The sequence below is a fragment of the Hyphomonas chukchiensis genome (assembly GCF_000682695.1).
In the GTDB taxonomy this organism is placed as follows: domain Bacteria; phylum Pseudomonadota; class Alphaproteobacteria; order Caulobacterales; family Hyphomonadaceae; genus Hyphomonas; species Hyphomonas chukchiensis.
The window spans coordinates 1-17941 of sequence record NZ_AWFG01000041.1 but is presented as its reverse complement, the minus strand read 5'-3'; the positions used below and the strand labels follow the sequence as shown (position 1 = coordinate 17941).

Here is a 17941-nt window from a genome sequence, read left to right as displayed (position 1 = left end):
TGAACGGGAAGCTGTGACTGCCCCGAACCTGTTCCTACTGGCCTTTACGCTGCTTGACGCCTTCTTCGTCGGCGGCGGCGCGGTCAGCATCGTCAAAGGTGATTTCGGCCTCTTCGCCCTTGCCATAGGCGCGGGACTTCTTGGCGAGGGCCGACATCGAATCCTGCATGCGGCCCTGGCCGACAGCCATGGTCTTGGAGGCGCTCATGCCAACCGCATCCGCATCGCCAAAGCTCGCAAACTCGGCGCCGAGGAAGACGACTTCCCAACCATTGGCCTTGGCCCGGTCCAGCGCCGCCTTGGCGCCGTCGCGGGTGATTTCCTTCGACGAGTTTTCATAGCCGTCGGTCATGATCACGATCACGGCCTTTTCCGGCTTGTCGGCTTCGGCCAGCGAGACGACGCGCCCGATGGCATCGAACAGCGGGGTCATGCCGCGCGGATTGGCTTCGTCATTGGTGACATTGGTCCATTTCTCGGCCGGCACGTCCTTGCGCAGCACATCGAACTGGAGGGATTCCTGATAGTCGAACACGGCGAGCGTAACAGCGGTCTTGATGTCCTTGCCCTCGATCTCGCCTTCATCGGCCTCGCCGACGCTCTTGGCATAGGCGTTCACCGATCCGAGCGCCTCGTCCCAGATGCCGCTCATCGAGCCCGTCCGGTCAAGGAGGATATAGGAGTGGACCGACTCGCCCGAAGCGGCAGGTTTCGGTGCCGGCGCCTTGGCGGCAGCGGGCAGAACCATGGCGAGGCTGATACCGGTCATGGCAAGTGTGATGAGTGTGGATTTCATAGGGGCGTCCCTTCCCTGTTGCATCGGCTCCCCAGCCTTGGTGAGACACAACATTACGGAAGATTAGGGCGCGCCTGTGGCCAGCTTGCGTCCATGCCAAGAAAAAGCCCGCCTTTTGAGGGGCGGGCTTGTTCATCTGCCGTTCACAGAAGGGCCGGGCACGGAAGGGCTCAGGCGAATTGCGGCGCAATCTTCAGGTTCTTGACCCAGCCGATCTTTTCGAAGGCGAGCAGGATCGTGCCATTGTAATCAACGATCCGGTTCCACACACCCTTGCGCGGACGGTGCAACGCGCTGATCGGTGCATCATGATGGTGATCGTGGAAGGCTTCGCCGCCCGTCAGCAGGGCCATCAGATGGTCGGCCCATATCGGTGTCTTGAGGTGGCCGAGCACGTTGATGCCATAGACCGTCGCATGGAACTGGATGGCACGGCCGATCACGACGCTTGCGTGGATCAGCGCGGTCAGCACCAGCGATCCGCCGCTCGCCCAGACGATCAGGTAGATCGCCGCGGGGATGAACAGGTGCACGACAAGGCTGATCTCATTATAGAAACGGTCCATCCACACGATGACCGGCTGGCCCTTCAGCCACATGGCAATCGGACGATCGGTGTCTTTCTTGTCGCGCCACAGGATCCAGCCGACCCAGGCCCAGCGCTTGGACTCGAAAGGGTTGTGCGGGTCGCCCGGGCCATCGGCAAAGCGGTGGTGTTGCGAGTGATAGTTCACCCAGTCCTTCACATTGCCCTGCATGGCGAGAATAAGGTTCAGCATGGTCAGGAACTGCGCCGGTGCTTTCAGCTCCCCTGCCCGGTGCTGCAGGATGCGGTGCAAGGGTCCAATCCCCGCATTGCACATGAAGACAGAGAACGCGATCACACCAAAGGCCAGCGGCAGGTACCACCAGTGAAAGGCCAGTTCGCTAACCGCAAAGCCCAGCACCACCATCGTGATGAACAGGCCAAGGCCAAGAGCGGGATAACCGAAGGCCGAGAAGAAGCTCGGAATATCGAACGTCTTCCACGTCTTCGGAATGGCCAGCGAACGAGGTATCATATGCGTGGTCTCCAATAGGCCGGCGGGCCATTCTGCTTTCTGCAAGCCATTCTCAGGCAGGTCCAATTAACACATACTTAAGACCCCGCGCCAGCGCTGGTGAGTGTAAATTGTCAGCCCTAACGGACCTGTGATCAAAGGGGTGACGCCGCGCGCCGGATTCGGATAAATACGGCCAGCGGGTACATGCGGGGAACCTCAGGTCATGAGCGATAGAAGCGACGAGCTTCTCCTAAAGGAAATTGTCCAGAAGTTGCGCATTGACGACGATGCCAGTCAGGACGACGGAGAAATCAGGTGCCAGTGTCCCCTCACCGAGGAGTGTATCGAGTCAGGCGATAATAGCCTCACCCTCTATGTCGAGCGTCAGACCTTCCATTGCGCCAATTGCGGTACGCAGGGAAGTTTGCCCAAGCTGGGGGCATTGCTGAACGAATTGCCGGATCGAGAAGAGACAACAAAAGCCTTGGCGATCCCGCCAAGAGCTGATGTCGATCCGCGAGATGAGTATGCCAGCGGACGTCATGTTCAGCGCTATGCCGTAACCCCGGCAGCTCCACGGAAGACGCGCAGAAAACCCGCCGATAGGCGAAAAGCCAACTCTCCCCGACCCCACAGAAACCTCGGCGAACGCCTCATCATCACCCTGCTCGCCCTTGTCTTCCTTGGCGCAGGGCTCAGCGCGGCCGCCCTCTCGGGCTTTGCCAATTACCAGGCCTTTTCCAGCTCGGTGACTGACCCGCTGCAGGCCGGAATCTGGGGCTGGACGGGCGTTATCGCCTCGATCATCTCGTTCGGCGGCTTCACCTTCTTCTACTGGCACACGGCCAACAAGCGCATGAAGGAAGGCGTCCGCGCCCTCCTCTTCGCCATTGCCGGCGCCGGCACCAGCATCCTCGGCACGCAAATGTACATTGCGGCCAATAATCAGGCCTCACAGGCCGAGGTGACCACCGCCGGATCGAACCGGGCGCTTCTGGAACAGCAAGTGGCCGACTGGCGTGTACAGCTCTCCGGCATTCCCCCGGAAACGCGGTCCGTCGAAGGCCTCGAAGCCTATATATCGGAAGTCGAACGCGTCGGCCGCACCGAGCAGAAACCCTATCGCGACGCCCAGAACGAACTGGGCCTCGCCCGCCGCCGCGACGACCTCCAGGCCAAGATCGAAGCGGCCAATGCAGAACTGCTCGGCCAGGGCAGCGGCGACATCCTGATCGAGACACAGGCCCGCGCGTCCATTCCGAGCTGGTTCTTCGCCGCCATGCTGGAACTCTTCTCAAGCCAGGGCACAAGTATCGGCCTTGTCGCCCTGCTGATCCTCTATACGCGGCGCCATGAGGCGCCACAGCCGGACTAGGCCAGGAACGCCACGCCAACCACGCCAAACGCCGCCAGGCTGAGGCCCAGCGCCAGCAGCATCAGCAGCCCATCACGCGCAAAGATGGCCAGTCCGATCATGGTGATCGCCAGGCCGGGCACGGCGACCGCAAATGGCACCATTTCCAGCGGAATCAATGTCAGGCCCAGCATCATCACCACGCCTGCAGCAATCTGGCGCGCCGGCTGGCTGACGGCCCAGGATAGCCTGTCGGTAATCAAGGAATCGATTTCCTGCAGTATGCCCTTGGACTTCTCGTGCGCCTTGCGGACCTTCTTCTTGGAAATCGAGAGGTTTTCCACCGTATCCGGTACCCAGACATGCGCGCTGCCAACCATCATCTGGAAGCCAAAAAGCACGAGAACCATGCCGATCACCAAGGGCAGGCCCGGTATCGCGCCAAGTGGCGGCAACACGATCAGAAGACCCAGAATCGTGAAGATCGGTCCGAGCGTGCGGTCGTCCCAAAGGTCGAGGAGGTCTCCGAAAGAGACTTTGTCCCCCGGGGCTTCGTCCGCGGCTGTCTTCAGAACATTTTGGAGGGGATGATTATTGGCCATGCCCCTCCTACGCCTTCATGACGCAGACCGTTCCTTTTTATTTCTCGCCTTTAGAGAGAATTTCTCTATCGCGCCAGGTATACTTAATTTGCCGATTGCAACTGGCCCAGCCGGGCCTCGCGCAGGGCCTTGCGCCGCACCTTTCCCGCATCGTCGCGCAATGGCTCACGCACCCATTCCACCGAGCGCGGAATCTTGTAGCGCACAAGGCGTTCGGCCAGATGCGCCATCAGCGCGGCTTCGTCCGGCTCTCCCTCCGGGAAGTCGACAATCGCATGCAGCAGCGCGCCCAGATCCTCGTCCGGCAGGCCGATCACGGCGGAGGAGCGAACACCCGGAAAGGCGTCCAGCGCCGCTTCCACTTCAGCGGGATAGATATTGGCGCCGCCCGAGAGGACCATGTCCGACAGGCGGTCCGACAGATAGAGGAAACCATCTTCATCCATCCAGCCGAGATCGCCGAGGCTTTCCCAGCCGCCGTCGATGATCTTGGCTTCCGCGCCAAGGTATTCATAAGTCGTTCCCGGCCCGGCCAGTGGCCGCATATAGACCTCGCCAACTTCACCGGCCGGCAGCGTTTCGCCATTTTCGCCGACAATCTTCATTTCACAGGTCTCGACGGGCCGGCCGACCGAGCCGCGATGGTTCAGCCAGTCCGTGCCTTGGATCGTGGTCGACCCCTGCCCTTCCGTGCCGCCGTAAAGCTCCCACACCACTTCCGGGCCCAGCCATTCGATGAAGGCCTCTTTCAGCCAGGCCGGGCATGGCGCCGCGAGGTGCCAGATCGTCTTCAGGCTGGAGAGGTCATAGCTGTTGCGCACCTCTTCCGGCAGCGCCCAGATGCGGCGCATCATGGTTGGCACGAAATAGGCGATATCGACGCCGGTCGTCTGGATGCGCTCCAGCACCTGTTCGGCGTCAAACCGGGTGGTGATGACCACGGTGCAGCCCTTGAACAGGGCAATGAACGCCCAGAGGAAGGGCCCATTGTGATAGAGCGGTCCCGGAATCAGCATCGTGCCCTGCTGCCGGATTTCGAGATAGTCCATCTCCGGGTCCCAGGCCGCCGGCATCTTGGACACGATCAGCTTGGGCCGGCCCGTCGATCCGCCCGATGTCATCGCCTTGATCGAACTGGCCGTCCGCTCCGGCAGCGGCGCGTCCGACAGGGACGCATCCGGCTCGAAGCCCTTGGTCAGGCACGGCACAGGCGCATATTCGCCCGCCTCAACGCCGACCACCAGCGTCGGCTGGCCCAGCTCGATGATCTGGTCGCGCTCGAATTTGGGCAGCTTGGCCGAGATCGGCTGCGGGGTCGCACCCGCCTTCCAGACGGCAATGCAGGATTCCATGAACTCGCAGCCATTGGGCAGCGCAATCGTGACGAAATCATCCGGTTTGACGCCCAGCGCCTCATAGGCGCGCGCGAGCCGGTTGGTGCGGGCTTCAAGCTCGGCCCAGGTGCGCGTGTCGCCTAGATGATCGAGCGCGGCCCGGTCCGGCTGGATGGCGGCCCAGTGCGCCACGATGCGTGAAAGGGAGATGATTGCCATGGGTTTCCTGCCTTGAATGCCGTTCTGATCGGAGGCGCCTGCATCGTGCGCCAGCCTCGCTGGAGCCAAACGTGCCACATCTGTCCGGAGGCGTCATCAGGAACCTCGGGCGGCCCGTCATTCCGAGCAAAAACAACAGCGCCCCTATCCAAGGCCCGCGCATTTGCTATCAGGCGGCATGATCACCCAAGACACTGACTTCACCGCCGCCCTGCAGCACGCCATCGACACGAAGACCAAACCGGTCGGCTCGCTTGGCCGGATGGAAGCGCTCGCTGCCCGCATCGCGCAGATACAGGGAACGCTGAAGCCCTCCGCCGAAACCTGCCTCCTGACCATTTTTGCCGCCGATCATGGCATGGCAGCCGCTGGCGTCTCCTCCTATCCGCAGGACGTAACGCGCCAGATGGTGGCAAACTTCCTGAATGGCGGCGCGGCAGCGAACGTATTCGCCCGCAGCCTCGGCGCCGATATCCGCATCGTCGACAGCGGCGTGGCGGGCGAACCCGTTGATCATCCGGCCCTCGTCTCCCGCCGCATCGGTGCCGGTACAGCGAATGCCCTTGAAGGCCCGGCCATGACCGGCGCACAGGTGGACGCGGCCATCGCCGCAGGCCGCGCGCTTGGCGCTGAAAAAACCCACGCCGTCGCCTGTTTCGGCGAGATGGGCATCGGCAATACATCCGCCTCGAGCCTTGTCGCCGCAAAGGTGCTCGGCCTGCCGGTCGAAGACATGACCGGTCGCGGCACGGGCCTTGATGATGCCGGCCTTGCCCGCAAGCGGGGCCTGCTCGGCAAGGCCGCCGCCCGCACCGAGGCACATCTCGATGCCCGCACGGCGCTGATGGAATATGGCGGCTTCGAAATCGCCATGATGGCCGGCGCCATGATGGGCGCAGCGCAGGCTGGCACGATCGTGATCGTCGATGGCTTCATCGCCAGCGTCGCCGCCCTCTGCGCCAGCGACCTGATGCCCGAGGCAGCCGCGTTCTTCATCTATGCACACCGCTCTGCCGAGGCCGGCCATGCCCGCGTGCTCGAAGCGCTGGACGCTGAACCCCTGCTCGACCTTGGCATGCGCCTTGGCGAAGGCACCGGCGCCCTCCTCGCCTGGCCGCTGGTCAAGGCCGCCGCCGCCATGCTACGCGAGATGGCGAGCTTTGACAGCGCCGGCGTCAGCGGCCCTGCATGAGGAACCAGATCGCGTCATTCCTGCTGGCCGTCCAGTTCCTGACGCGCCTGCCTGTGCCGGGCTGGTTCACCTATACCGAGGCGCGCATGGCCACCTCCGCCGCCTATTACCCGCTCGTGGGCGCGCTGGTTGGCGCCTTTTGCAGCGCGGTCTTCTGGGGCGCCCTCCTGATCTTCCCGCTCCTCGTGAGCGTCATCATCGCCGTGGCCGCCGGCCTGCTCGTCACCGGCGCCTTCCATGAGGATGGCCTCGCCGACACGTTCGACGGCATCGGCGGCGGGCACACGCGAGAGAGCGCGCTGGAGATCATGCGCGACAGCCGCCTCGGCACCTATGGCACGCTGGCGCTTGTCGCCGCCCTCGCCCTGAAAGCGGCGACGCTCACCGCCCTGCCCGCACATATGCTGCTCTTTGCCTTCCCCGCAGCGCATGGCCTTTCGCGCCTGTCGAGCGTTCTCACGATTGCCACCAGCCGCTATGTCCGCGCCGAAGGCACGGGCAAGCCCGTCGCCAAAGGCCTCTCCCTGCCGAGCCTGCTGATTGCCATCATTACCGGTGCAGCCATCTGCCTCGCATGGATAAATCTCCTGCCCGTGGCGCCTCTCCTCTATGGCCTCATCGGCCTCGCGATCGGCCATGTCGCCATGCGCGCCTTCTTCGAGTTCAAGCTCAAGGGCTATACGGGCGACACGCTGGGCGCCGTGCAGCAGGCAAGCGAGATCGGCTTCTATCTCGGGCTGCTCGCATGGCTCTGACCCTGCTGCGCCACACCACACCCGCCATCGCGTCCGGTGTCTGCTACGGCATGACGGATCTCGATGTGGCTGACACGTTTGCGGCGGAAGCGCGCGACGTGGTGGCCGCCCTCCCCCCACCGGACCGTATCGCCACGAGCCCGCTCAAACGCTGCCGCCTGCTGGCCGAGCATATTGGCGAGGCGATGAACCTGCCGGTCACCATGGACGAACGCCTGCGCGAAATGGATTTCGGCGCATGGGAGGGTCTCCCCTGGTCCGACATCCCCCGCGCCGAACTCGACCAATGGGCAACCGACTTCCTGCATGCCCGCCCCCATGGCGGCGAAAGCGTCGCCATGCTGACCGCGCGCGTTCGTGCAGCGCTGGCCGAATGGCAGACCAGCGAAAGCCACGCCTTGATTGTCACCCATGCGGGCGTCATCAAGGCGGCGCTGGCCAAGGAGGCGACATCCCAGGGCTACAACACAAATATCGGCTTCGGCCATTTCATCACCCTTCGCGAGGACTTCCTGCATGACCACTGACCCGACGCATACGGAAAAGATGAAGGCCCTGCAGACCGAGCAGAAGAAGAAAACATCCGAAGCCCGCGATCCCGGGCGCGGCCTCATCCTCGTCCACACCGGCAATGGCAAGGGCAAGTCCAGCTCGGCCTTCGGTGTCATCATCCGGGCGCTTGGCTGGGGCCAAAAAGTGGGCGTTGTCCAGTTCATCAAGGGCAAGTGGATCACCGGCGAGCGCCAGTTCTTTGCGAAGTTCGCCGATCAGGTCACCTGGCACACGATGGGCGAAGGCTTCACCTGGGACACGCAGGACAAGGACCGCGACATTGCCGCCGCCGAAGCCGCCTTCGCCCGCGCCTGCGAGATGATGCAGAGCGGCGACTATGACCTGATTGTGCTCGACGAGATCAATATTGCCCTGCGCTATGACTATCTCGACGTGCAGGCCGTGATTGACGGCCTAAAGGCCCGATCCGACCGCACCAGCGTCATCCTGACGGGCCGCGATGCCAGGCCGGAACTCATGGATTATGCCGATCTGGTCAGCGAAATGACCGAGGTGAAGCACCCGTTCAAGGCCGGCATCAAGGCCCAGCGCGGCCTCGATTTCTGATCCCGCCAGCACGCCCTGCAGCGCGCATTTCTGTTGACAGCCTTTCGCGCTTACAGCAACAGACACAGCAGATGGTGCTCCCCTAACCGGGAGCTAAGAGGGAAGCCGGTTTAAATCCGGCGCTGTACCCGCAACTGTCAGCCAGGAGCTGATGGCCAAACTTGCCACTGGGGCTTTTGCCCTGGGAAGGCCGGCCTGAAGTGATGATCGGTGAGCCAGGAGACCTGCCATCGCGTCGTTCGTCCGAGAACCGGGGAAAGTTCTCAGTGGGCGGGAAGGCTAAACGCCAGTCCTTTGTGACGACAACCGTAAAATCAGGCCTGGCCGCCCGGCTGCGTTTCGCAGTGGGCCAGCATGTCGTTGTGAAATGTACCCTCCTCGCGGGCGGCAAGGGTGCAGAGGAATGCTACTATGTCTTTCAAGACTGCCCTTCTGGGCATGACCATCCTTGCTATGGCTGCGCCAGCTTTAGCCCAGGCAATTGATACCGAAGAAACCAAGCTCGACACCGTGATCGTTTCGGGCTCGCGCCTCGACCAGACGGCCACCGAAGTCGGCTCCAGCGTCTCGATCATCAGCGCCGAGACCATCGACAAGCTCGGCTTCGACTTTGCCCTTGATGCCATTGCCTCCGCGCCCGGCGTCACCATCAACCAGAGCGGCAGCTTTGGCGGCAACGCAACTGTCCGCATCCGCGGCGCTTCCAGCGACCAGACGCTTGTCCTGATGGATGGCGTGCCGATCAACGACCCTTCGGGCACAGGCGGCGGCTACAACTTCGCCTATCTCGACACAGAGAACATCGAACGCATCGAAGTGCTCAAGGGCCCGCAATCCACGCTGTGGGGCAGCGACGCGATTGGCGGCGTGGTCGCCATTACCACCAAGCGTCCGGAAGACGGCCTCGGCGGCAGCGCGTTCGGCGAATACGGCTCGTTCAACACGTTCCGCGGAGGCGCATCCATTGGCGGCGCCAATGACACCGGCGACTTCCGCATCGCCGCCACCGGCATGACCACGGACGGCATCTCCAAGGCCGACGAAGCCAATGGCAATACCGAGAAGGACGGCTACGACTCCACAACCCTGTCGGCGCGCGGCGGCCTGAACCTGCCGAGCCAGATGCGCCTCGATGGCACGCTGCTCTACAGCGATGCCACCAGCGAGTATGACAGCTATTCCGGCGGCGCGCAGGGCAGCACAGCCGATGGCGACGAGTCGACGGAGTCAGATTCGCTCTCAGGCAATCTCTCGCTGAAAGTGCCGCTGTTCGATGACCGGCTCGAAAACCTGTTCGTGGTTGGCTATTCCGACATCACCCGCAAGAACTTCACCGATGGCGCGCAAAGCTATGCCGCCGAAGGCGACCGCGCGGTCTATCGCTACCAGGGCACGTTCACGGTCAATGCCGCCAACAAGCTCGCCTTCGGCGCCGAACGCGAAGACACGACGGCCAATGACTCCGATTCGACGATTGATGGCCTGTTTGCCCTCTATGAGTACAAGCCGGTCGAGAAGCTGACCCTCACGGGCGGCGTGCGCGTCGACGATACCGACACGTTCGGCTCCAAAACCACAGGCCGTGTCGCAGCCGCATACAGCGCGACCGACCAGGTCCTGCTGCGGGCCAGCTGGGGTCAGGGCTTCAAGGCGCCCTCCATCTTCCAGTCGACCTATGTCTGCTCGTTCTGTGGCCTGACAGAACCCAATGCCAACCTGAAACCGGAGACATCCGAAGCCTATGATCTCGGCGTCGAATGGAATTCTCTGGATGGCCGCGCGCAGGCCGGCGCCACCGTCTTCCATCAGGAAACGGAGAACATGATCGATTTCTCCTATACCGCCGGATACGACAATATCGCCTTCGTGACCTCCGAAGGCATTGAGCTGACCGGCGGCTACCAGTTCACCAACTGGCTCGGCGTCTCGGCCAATTACGCCTATATCGACGCCGAAGACGGCAACGGCAATGCCCTCGTCCGCATGCCGGAACATAGCGGCGACGTTACGGTCTCGCTCGATCCCGATGGCCCGCTCTCCGGCGCTGTTCTCGTCCGCTACAATGGCGAGGAGCCCAATTCCAGCGGCGGCACGCTCGACAGCTGGACGCGGGTCGATCTGACAGGCCGCTATGACCTGACCGACAGTGTCGAACTCTTCGCCCGCATCGAAAACCTGTTCGACGAGCACTATCAGGAAGTCCTCGGCTACGGCACACCCGGCCTCTCCGGCAGTGTCGGCCTGAGACTGCGTTACTAGAGGAAGCAGCGTGTCGAGACTGACGATCCTTTTCCTGGCCGGGCTGCTGGCCGCCTGCGGTGGTCCTCCCACACCGCCGGCGGCCGATACGGCACGCCCCGTCCGGGTCGTCAGTCTCGACTATTGCGCCGACCAGTACGTCCTTGAATTTGCAGACCGCGACCGCATCCTCGCCGTGTCGCCCAATGCGGACAAGGACTTCTCCTACATGCGCGATGCCGCCCAGGGCCTTCGCACCGTCCGTCCGATTGCGGAAGACGTGATCCTGCTGAAGCCGGATCTGGTCGTGCGCTCCTATGGCGGCGGACCGGACGCGACGCAATTCTTCGAGCGCGCCGGCATCACCGTGCTCGATGTCGGCTGGGCCGGCGACCTGCCCGGCGTACTCGCCAATGTCCAGCGCATCGCCGACGGCCTCGGCGAACATGATCGCGGCGCCGCCCTGGCCTCCGAAACGCAGGCGCGGCTCGATCACCTGGCCCAGCGCAGCAGCGGCAAGTCCGCGCTCTACATGACCCCCGCCGGCGTCACGAGCGGCCCCGGCTCCCTCGTGCACGAAATGATCCTTGCCGCCGGCCTCGAGAATTTCCAGCAACAGCCCGGCTGGCGCTCCATTCCCCTCGAGCGCCTCGCCTATGAAGCCCCGGACGTCATCGCCGCCGCCTTCTTCGGCTCGCGCACCAATCATCCGGACGCCTGGAGCCCGATGAACCACCCCGTCGCCCGCGCCCAGCTGGCCGACCGCACCGTCGTTTCACTTGAAGGCGCGTGGACCTCCTGCAATGGCTGGTTCCTGATCGACGCCATCGAAGCGCTGGCCGAAGGGAGCGAGCAATGAAACCCGCCGTCTGGCTCCTCCCCGCGCTGGTGGCCGCATCGCTGCTCGCCCTCTTCGCCGCCTGCCTGCTCGGCTCGACGCCCATGTCGCCCGAGCGCGTGCTCGCCGCCTTCTTCGGCGCCGGCGACGCAGGCGACCGGCTGGTGATCTGGCAGATCCGCCTCCCCCGTGCCCTCGCCGCCTACATGGTCGGCGCCTCGCTCGGCATCAGTGGCGCGGCCCTTCAGGGCCTGCTCCGCAACCCGCTGGCCGAGCCCGGCGTGCTCGGCGTCTCCGCCACAGCCTCGCTCGCCGCCACCTTCTCGCTCTATTACGGACTGGTCGCGCTCTCGCCCTGGATCCTGCCCCTCTCGGCCATCCTTGGCGCGCTGGCGGCCACCGGCCTCATCACGCTCGCCGCCATCCGCACACGCTCGGTCGTCACGCTCATCCTGATCGGCGTCGGCCTCTCAAGCTTTGCGGGCGCCGCCATGAGCCTCCTGATGAACCTCGCGCCCAATCCCTTCTCGCTCGCCGACATGATCAACTGGATGCTCGGCTCGGTCGCCAATCGCAGCTTCCGCGAGATCGGCCTCGCCGCGCCCTTCATTCTCGTTGGCGCCGCCATCCTGCTTGCCTCCCGGCGCGGCCTCTCGGCCCTCACGCTCGGCGAGGAAGCCGCCAGCGGCGTCGGCCTGAACCTCCGCACCCAGCGCATCCTCACCGTGCTCGGCGCCGGGCTCGCGACGGGCGGCTCGGTGGCCCTCGCAGGCGCCATCGGCTTTGTCGGCATTGTCGCGCCGCACGTGATACGGCCCTTCGTGGGGCATGATCCCGCCCGCTCGCTTGTTCCCTCGGCGCTCTTTGCGGGCCTCATCCTCGTGCTGGCCGACATTGGCGTGCGCATCATCCCGACCTCCAACGAGCTGAAGCTTGGCGTCGTCGCCGCCCTGATCGGCGCGCCCGCCTTCGTCTGGATCGCGATACAGAGGCGGACCGGCAATGACTGATCTCACCGTCACGAACCTGACAGTCAAAGCAGGCCGCACCACGCTCGTCGAAGGCGCCGGCTTCTCCCTCGTGCCCGGCGAACTCGTCGCGCTGCTCGGCCCCAATGGCGCCGGCAAGACCAGCCTGCTGCGCGCCGCGCTCGGCCTTGAGAAACGTGACGCAGGCACCGCGACCCTCAACGGCGATGATTGCGCCCGCCTCTCGCCCATGGAACGCGCGCGCCGCGTCGCCTACCTGCCCCAGCAGCGCCCGCTCGCCTGGCCCAATGCCGTGCGCGATGTCGTCGCCCTTGGCCGCTATGCCTATGGCGCCGCGCCGGGCCGCCTCAGCCAGCCGGACGCCGACGCCGTTGATCGCGCGATGGAGACCTGCGACCTCGCCGCCCTCGCCCACCGCTCCGCCGACACATTGTCCGGCGGCGAACTCGCCCGCGTCCATTGCGCCCGCGCCTTCGCCGCCGAGGCGCCGCTGCTCGTGGCAGACGAGCCCGTTGCCGCCCTCGACCCGCGCCACCAGTTCCGCATCATGGACATCATCCAGTCCTATGTCGCGCGCGGCGGCGGCGCCCTTGTCGTCCTCCACGACATCTCCCTTGCCGCCCGCTATGCCAGCCGGCTCATCTGGATGAAGGATGGCTGCATCGTCGCCGACGGTCCGCCGACCGAAACCCTCACCGCCGAACGCCTCGCCGAAATCTACGGTGTCCGCGCCCGTGTCCATGGCACGCTGGTCCATATCGAGGGCGCCGCATGACGGCCCGCGCGCTGATGCTGCAGGGCACGGGATCGGATGTCGGCAAGTCCGTGCTCACCGCTGCGCTCTGCCGCATTGCCCGGCGGCGAGGCCTCAGCGTTGCGCCCTTCAAGCCGCAGAACATGTCCAACAATGCGGCCGCCTGCCCCGGTGGCGGCGAGATCGGCCGCGCGCAGGCATTGCAAGCGCTCGCGGCAGGCATTGCGCCGCACACGGATTTCAATCCCGTCCTGCTGAAACCGGAGACAGACCGCAAGTCCCAGATCGTCGTCCATGGCAAGGCCGTGCAGACAATGGACGCGGCCTATTACATGTCCCATCGCGACCAATTGATGGGCGCGGTGATGGCAAGCTTTGACCGGCTCACCAACCAGTATGACCTCGTTCTCGTCGAAGGCGCGGGCAGCCCCGCCGAGATCAACCTGCGCGATCGCGACATTGCAAACATGGGCTTTGCCCGCCGCGCCGGCGTGCCCGTCTGCCTGATCGGCGACATCGAGCGCGGCGGCGTCATCGCCAGCCTTGTCGGCACGAAGACCGTGATCGACCCGGCCGATGCCGACATGATCCGCGGCTTCCTCGTCAACAAGTTTCGCGGTGACATCCGCCTTTTCGATGATGGCGTCAGCGGCATTGAGCAACGCACCGGCTGGCCCTGTTTCGGCGTCATTCCCTGGCTGCCAGCCATCACGCAGCTCCCCGCAGAAGACGCCGTCATCCTTGATGCGCCCCTGCCCCGCTCCGGCAAAGGCCTGCGCATCGCCGCGCCCATGCTGTCGCGCATCGCCAATTTCGATGATGCCGACCCGCTGCGCATCGAGCCCGATGTGGACTTTCACTGGGTCACGCCCGGCCGCCCCATTCCGCGCGATACCGATGTGGTGATCCTGTTCGGCACCAAGTCCACGCTGGGCGATCTCGCCTTCCTGCGGTCACAGGGCTGGGACCATGACATCCATGCCCATGTCCGCAATGGCGGCCGCCTGCTCGGCATTTGCGGCGGCTACCAGATGCTCGGTAAACGGATCATTGATCCGCTCGGCGTTGACGGCCTGCCCGGCGAAGCCGAAGGCCTCGGCCTGCTGGATGTCGAGACGCGCATGATTGCCGACAAACAGGTGAATGAAACTCGCGGCCAGTGCGCCCTGAGCGGCGCACCTGTCGCCGGCTACGAAATCCATGCCGGCATCACCCAAGGCCCTGCCACGGACCGGCCCATGTTCACCCTCAACGACAGGCCCGAAGGCGCCCGCAGCCCGAACGGGCGTATCGAAGGCACCTACCTGCACGGCGCCTTCGCGCAGGACGGCTTCCGCCGCAGCTGGATCACCCGCTCCGGCGGACGCGGCGATTTTGCACTCAATTATGATGGCGAGGTCGAGCGCGCGCTGGATGCACTGGCCGACGGCGTGGAAGCCGCCGTTGACGTGGACCGCCTCTTCGCCGAGGCGCGCGCACCCGGCTGGCATCCCGGCACGGCATGAGCGCGGCGGGCCTGATGCTGGCGGCCTGGGCCATCGAGGCCGCCTTCGGCTGGCCCGGCTGGCTCTACCGCCTGATCCGGCACCCGGTTGTGTGGTTCGGCGCCGGGATCAGCTGGCTCGAACGCGCCTTCAATCAGCCTTCATGGCCCCACCCCGCACGCTATGTGGCGGGCGCCCTGTCATCCCTGCTCGCCATCTCCGCCGCAACCACCCTCGCCTTTGCCATCTCGCGCGCCCTGCCGGACACGATCCTCGGCTGGACCATAGAGGCCCTGCTCGCCTCCAGCCTCATCGCCTCGCGCAGCCTCTACACACATGTCGCTGCCGTCGCCCGCCCCCTCTCCGCTGGTGACATAGCAGGCGCGCGCGCCGCCGTCTCGCAAATCGTCGGCCGCGACCCGGCCCGGCTCGACGAGTCTGGCATTGCCCGCGCCGCGCTTGAAAGCCTTGCCGAGAACGCGTCCGACGGCGTCACCGCTCCCCTCTTCTGGGGTACCCTGTTCGGCCTGCCGGGCCTCGCCGCCTACAAGGCCGTGAACACGCTCGACTCCATGATCGGTCATCGGAATGAGCGTTACGCCGCCTTTGGCGGCTTTGCCGCCCGGCTGGACGATGTCGCCAATCTCGTCCCCGCCCGCCTGACGGGTCTTGCCTTTGCAGCCAGGTCCGGAGGCACAAGCGCACTTCGCACCCTGCTGCACGATGCAAGCCGTCACCGCTCGCCCAATGCCGGCTGGCCCGAGGCCGCCATGGCCGGCGCCCTCGGCGTCCGCCTCTCCGGCCCGCGCCGCTATGGGGACCGCGTGAGCGACGAGCCATGGCTGAACGCTGGCGCGCCCGATCCCTCACCGCTGGCATTGAAGCGCGGCCTCAACCTCTATCTCCGCGCCATGGTCCTGCTCGCTATGCTGCTCGCCGCAACCGCATGGATCAGGAGCCTCGCATGAATGACGACCTCCTCCATGGCGGCGCGCTGGACCGCATGCAGGCCGCCTACCCGAACGCGCCGACCCCATGGATCGACCTCTCCACCGGCATCAACCCTTGGCCCTACCTCGCCGGCGCCCTTCCCGCCGCCGCGTGGCAGCACCTGCCCACTGTCGCCGCCATGCAGGCCTGCCGCGCCGCCATGGCCAGTGCCATCGGCGCGCCGGAGTCTGCCCTCCTGCTGGCCCCCGGCAGCGAGCTGCTGATCCGTCTCCTGCCCACCGTCATCGCGCCGCGCACCGTCGCCCTCGCCTCACCCACCTATGGCGACCATGCGCGCGCATGGCGGGCGAGCGGCGCCGACGTGCTCGAAACGGCCGATCCGCTGGCAGAAGCGGGCAAAGTCGACGCATTGGTCCTTTGTAACCCCAACAATCCCACGGGAATGGTCCACGAACGGTCACAATTGGGGCAGGCTTTGACCCGCCAGGCGGCCCGCAATGGCTGGCTGATCGTCGACGAAGCCTATGCAGACCTTGTCCCCGCCCTCAGCCTCGCCCCCATGGCAGGCGCCGAACGCCTCATCATCCTGCGCTCCTTCGGCAAGTTCTACGGCCTCGCGGGCCTCCGCCTCGGCGCCCTGCTCGGCCCGCCTACCCTGCTGGAAGCCACGTCCCAGCGCCTCGGCGTCTGGCCCGTGTCCGGCCCGGCCCTCGCGATTGGCAGACAGGCCTATGGTGACGATCACTGGCAGGCCGAAACGCGCGAACAGCTCGCTGCCGCCCGCCGCCGTCTCGATAAAATTCTTCTGGATTCAGGCCTCTGGCTCGTAGGCGGGACAGATCTCTTCCGCCTTGTCCGCACCGAGAATGCCCCGCAACTCTGGCACCGGCTCGCCGAGGCCGGCCTCTATGTCCGCCGGTTCGACTATGCCCCCGATCTCCTCCGCATCGGCCTGCCTTCGAACGCCGAAGCCGAACGCCGCCTCGCCGCCGCGCTCAGCCTTTAAGGCGCAGCGGCAGGCCCGCCGCGACGAATTCCACCACATCACATGCCGCCGCCACGCGCTGGTTCAGCCGTCCCTGCGCATCCCGGAACGCCCGCCCCAGCGGCGTCTCCGGCACAAGGCCAAGGCCGACCTCGTTCGACACAAGGATCACCTCGCCTTGGAAACGCGCCAAACAAGCGCACAGCGCCGCACATTCCGCCTCCACGTCCCGCCCATGATGCATCAGGTTGGACAGCCACAGCGTCAGGCAATCGACCAGCACGACAGGCGCTTCAGCCCCCTCCAGCGCAGCCACTAGGTCCAGCGGTGTCTCCACCGTGCGCCAGCCCGCGCCGCGATCGGCCTTGTGGCGCGCGATCCGTTCTTCCATTTCCGCATCCAGCGCTTCAGCCGTGGCGATATAGAGACGGGTCTCCCCCGCCGCCTCCGCCAGTGCCTGCGCCCGCGCACTCTTGCCCGAACGCGCCCCTCCCAGAATGAATGTCGCTGTCATGCGAGGGCTCTAGCGCAGTGAGGGCTGCAGCTCCAGTGGGGTCTTAAAGGGGAGCTTTTTGCCGCTTTGACGACGGCCAGGACAATAGCCGGCCAACACAAAGGCAGGCCCGAAGTCCTGACGCTTATATTGCCAATGCCTTGAAACTTATGGTGCACCCGAAGAGATTCGAACTCCTGACCCCCAGATTCGTAGTCTGGTGCTCTATCCAGCTGAGCTACGGGTGCCGCCAAAAGGAAGGCGGACACATACAGGCAGGTTTCGCAGCTTGCAAGCCTGCCTGACACGGGTTTTCACGGAAAACTGCAATCAGGGCTGCGGCGCCGCGATCTGCAGTCCCGTAATGCCGGAAATCCAGTCCGCATAAGCCGCCACACGGGTGTAGATTCCAGGGCTTTCGGGCCGGCCGCAGCCGAGGCCCCAGCTGACAATGCCGATCTGGACCGGCGGTCCGGCATAGTCGCGATAGACCAGCGGGCCGCCGCTATCGCCCTGACAGGAATCCGTCGTGCCCGCGCCGGCGCAGATCTGGCTGTCGGAACTGATGGCGACATCCGTATATATGTCAGACAGGCCATAGCGCGCGACGAGGCTGTCGATCTGCTGACGGCAGGCCTCTGTCTCGACAAAGGGCACATAACCTTCCTGCAGGCGCATCTTGGGGGCGCTGAGCTGGCGGCCGGTCTGGCTGAAGGCCTCCTCACCGGGCCCGTCTTCCTCCGTGCGGCCATAGCCGGCAACCACGAGGGGCGGGCCGTTGAGGAGATCGGCGGG

General features: G+C 65.0%; 18 protein-coding genes, 1 tRNA gene and 1 riboswitch. Of the genes, 12 read left to right on the top strand and 7 right to left on the bottom strand.

Translation table 11 applies throughout. The features are described from left to right. Nucleotides 1-34: 34 nt before the first annotated feature. The gene (locus HY30_RS12665) at nt 35-796 is read right to left on the bottom strand and encodes a vWA domain-containing protein (RefSeq protein ID WP_034741083.1); all 762 of its coding nucleotides are present in this window, start codon (nt 794-796) and stop codon (nt 35-37) included. Nucleotides 797-966: 170 nt separating this feature from the next. Next, nucleotides 967-1857 carry a stearoyl-CoA 9-desaturase gene (locus HY30_RS12660; protein ID WP_034741080.1) on the bottom strand — a complete coding sequence of 297 codons (891 nt, stop codon included), beginning with the start codon at nt 1855-1857 and terminating at the stop codon, nt 967-969. Between the two features lie 205 nt (nt 1858-2062). Here HY30_RS12660 and HY30_RS12655 point away from each other — a divergent pair, with 205 nt between their 5' ends. Next, nucleotides 2063-3214, top strand: coding sequence for a hypothetical protein (locus tag HY30_RS12655; protein WP_034741077.1), 1152 nt, complete (start codon nt 2063-2065; stop codon nt 3212-3214). Here HY30_RS12655 and HY30_RS12650 read toward each other — a convergent pair. Both HY30_RS12650 and HY30_RS12645 read right to left on the bottom strand, forming a co-directional pair. After that, a complete protein-coding gene (locus HY30_RS12650; protein ID WP_051615449.1) occupies nt 3211-3795 on the bottom strand; it encodes an exopolysaccharide biosynthesis protein in 585 nt (194 codons plus the stop codon). The genes HY30_RS12655 and HY30_RS12650 overlap by 4 nt on opposite strands. Before the next feature lie 83 nt (nt 3796-3878). After that, the gene (locus HY30_RS12645; RefSeq protein WP_034741072.1) at nt 3879-5348 is read right to left on the bottom strand and encodes an AMP-binding protein; all 1470 of its coding nucleotides are present in this window, start codon (nt 5346-5348) and stop codon (nt 3879-3881) included. Between the two features lie 178 nt (nt 5349-5526). On the opposite strand from HY30_RS12645, the gene cobT reads away from it, so the two are divergent. The 11 genes from cobT (at nt 5527) to cobD (ending at nt 16674) form a co-directional block, all read left to right on the top strand. Further along, nucleotides 5527-6540: a nicotinate-nucleotide--dimethylbenzimidazole phosphoribosyltransferase gene (cobT, locus tag HY30_RS12640; RefSeq protein ID WP_034741069.1), complete on the top strand. Its 1014-nt coding sequence runs from the start codon at nt 5527-5529 to the stop codon at nt 6538-6540. Then, on the top strand, nt 6537-7295 hold the full coding sequence (cobS, locus tag HY30_RS12635; protein WP_034741066.1) for an adenosylcobinamide-GDP ribazoletransferase: 759 nt from the start codon (nt 6537-6539) through the stop codon (nt 7293-7295). Before cobT ends, cobS begins: the two co-directional genes overlap by 4 nt. Next, complete coding sequence (gene cobC, locus HY30_RS12630) at nt 7286-7822, top strand: alpha-ribazole phosphatase (RefSeq protein ID WP_051615448.1); 537 nt, start codon at nt 7286-7288, stop codon at nt 7820-7822. Before cobS ends, cobC begins: the two co-directional genes overlap by 10 nt. Further along, on the top strand, nt 7812-8414 hold the full coding sequence (gene cobO, locus HY30_RS12625) for a cob(I)yrinic acid a,c-diamide adenosyltransferase (protein ID WP_034741063.1): 603 nt from the start codon (nt 7812-7814) through the stop codon (nt 8412-8414). The genes cobC and cobO overlap by 11 nt, the downstream gene beginning before the upstream one ends. A 55-nt stretch (nt 8415-8469) precedes the next feature. Continuing rightward, a riboswitch (cobalamin riboswitch) is annotated at nt 8470-8660 on the top strand. Nucleotides 8661-8825: 165 nt separating this feature from the next. Continuing rightward, complete coding sequence (locus HY30_RS12620) at nt 8826-10673, top strand: TonB-dependent receptor plug domain-containing protein (RefSeq protein ID WP_034741060.1); 1848 nt, start codon at nt 8826-8828, stop codon at nt 10671-10673. Between the two features lie 10 nt (nt 10674-10683). Beyond that, on the top strand, nt 10684-11511 hold the full coding sequence (locus HY30_RS12615; RefSeq protein WP_034741057.1) for an ABC transporter substrate-binding protein: 828 nt from the start codon (nt 10684-10686) through the stop codon (nt 11509-11511). Beyond that, nucleotides 11508-12500, top strand: a complete 993-nt coding sequence (locus tag HY30_RS12610; protein ID WP_034741054.1) for a FecCD family ABC transporter permease — start codon at nt 11508-11510, stop codon at nt 12498-12500. Before HY30_RS12615 ends, HY30_RS12610 begins: the two co-directional genes overlap by 4 nt. After that, nucleotides 12493-13254: an ABC transporter ATP-binding protein gene (locus HY30_RS12605; RefSeq protein ID WP_034741051.1), complete on the top strand. Its 762-nt coding sequence runs from the start codon at nt 12493-12495 to the stop codon at nt 13252-13254. Before HY30_RS12610 ends, HY30_RS12605 begins: the two co-directional genes overlap by 8 nt. Continuing rightward, entirely contained in the window at nt 13251-14738 is a 1488-nt protein-coding gene (locus HY30_RS12600) for a cobyric acid synthase (RefSeq protein WP_034741048.1), read from the top strand. Before HY30_RS12605 ends, HY30_RS12600 begins: the two co-directional genes overlap by 4 nt. Next, nucleotides 14735-15685: an adenosylcobinamide-phosphate synthase CbiB gene (cbiB, locus tag HY30_RS12595; RefSeq protein ID WP_034741045.1), complete on the top strand. Its 951-nt coding sequence runs from the start codon at nt 14735-14737 to the stop codon at nt 15683-15685. The genes HY30_RS12600 and cbiB overlap by 4 nt, the downstream gene beginning before the upstream one ends. After that, nucleotides 15682-16674, top strand: coding sequence for a threonine-phosphate decarboxylase CobD (cobD, locus tag HY30_RS12590; RefSeq protein ID WP_051615447.1), 993 nt, complete (start codon nt 15682-15684; stop codon nt 16672-16674). Before cbiB ends, cobD begins: the two co-directional genes overlap by 4 nt. On the opposite strand, the gene cobU is transcribed toward cobD, so the two are convergent. The 3 genes from cobU to HY30_RS12575 all read right to left on the bottom strand — a co-directional run. Continuing rightward, nucleotides 16664-17167: a bifunctional adenosylcobinamide kinase/adenosylcobinamide-phosphate guanylyltransferase gene (gene cobU / locus HY30_RS12585; protein ID WP_034741039.1), complete on the bottom strand. Its 504-nt coding sequence runs from the start codon at nt 17165-17167 to the stop codon at nt 16664-16666. The two genes, cobD and cobU, sit on opposite strands and share 11 nt — an antisense overlap. Before the next feature lie 150 nt (nt 17168-17317). Further along, nucleotides 17318-17394: transfer RNA gene (locus HY30_RS12580), tRNA-Arg, on the bottom strand. Nucleotides 17395-17476: 82 nt separating this feature from the next. Next, nucleotides 17477-17941 (bottom strand): serine protease (locus HY30_RS12575; RefSeq protein WP_155839329.1); only part of this gene is annotated, 465 nt, incomplete at its 5' end.

Coding starts and splice junctions, on each gene's coding strand:
- HY30_RS12665 (WP_034741083.1), bottom strand. CDS start 796: ATGAAATCCACACTCATCACACTTGCCATGACCGGTATCAGCCTCGCC.
- HY30_RS12660 (WP_034741080.1), bottom strand. CDS start 1,857: ATGATACCTCGTTCGCTGGCCATTCCGAAGACGTGGAAGACGTTCGAT.
- HY30_RS12655 (WP_034741077.1), top strand. CDS start 2,063: ATGAGCGATAGAAGCGACGAGCTTCTCCTAAAGGAAATTGTCCAGAAG.
- HY30_RS12650 (WP_051615449.1), bottom strand. CDS start 3,795: ATGGCCAATAATCATCCCCTCCAAAATGTTCTGAAGACAGCCGCGGAC.
- HY30_RS12645 (WP_034741072.1), bottom strand. CDS start 5,348: ATGGCAATCATCTCCCTTTCACGCATCGTGGCGCACTGGGCCGCCATC.
- cobT (WP_034741069.1), top strand. CDS start 5,527: ATGATCACCCAAGACACTGACTTCACCGCCGCCCTGCAGCACGCCATC.
- cobS (WP_034741066.1), top strand. CDS start 6,537: ATGAGGAACCAGATCGCGTCATTCCTGCTGGCCGTCCAGTTCCTGACG.
- cobC (WP_051615448.1), top strand. CDS start 7,286: ATGGCTCTGACCCTGCTGCGCCACACCACACCCGCCATCGCGTCCGGT.
- cobO (WP_034741063.1), top strand. CDS start 7,812: ATGACCACTGACCCGACGCATACGGAAAAGATGAAGGCCCTGCAGACC.
- HY30_RS12620 (WP_034741060.1), top strand. CDS start 8,826: ATGTCTTTCAAGACTGCCCTTCTGGGCATGACCATCCTTGCTATGGCT.
- HY30_RS12610 (WP_034741054.1), top strand. CDS start 11,508: ATGAAACCCGCCGTCTGGCTCCTCCCCGCGCTGGTGGCCGCATCGCTG.
- HY30_RS12605 (WP_034741051.1), top strand. CDS start 12,493: ATGACTGATCTCACCGTCACGAACCTGACAGTCAAAGCAGGCCGCACC.
- HY30_RS12600 (WP_034741048.1), top strand. CDS start 13,251: ATGACGGCCCGCGCGCTGATGCTGCAGGGCACGGGATCGGATGTCGGC.
- cbiB (WP_034741045.1), top strand. CDS start 14,735: ATGAGCGCGGCGGGCCTGATGCTGGCGGCCTGGGCCATCGAGGCCGCC.
- cobD (WP_051615447.1), top strand. CDS start 15,682: ATGAATGACGACCTCCTCCATGGCGGCGCGCTGGACCGCATGCAGGCC.
- cobU (WP_034741039.1), bottom strand. CDS start 17,167: ATGACAGCGACATTCATTCTGGGAGGGGCGCGTTCGGGCAAGAGTGCG.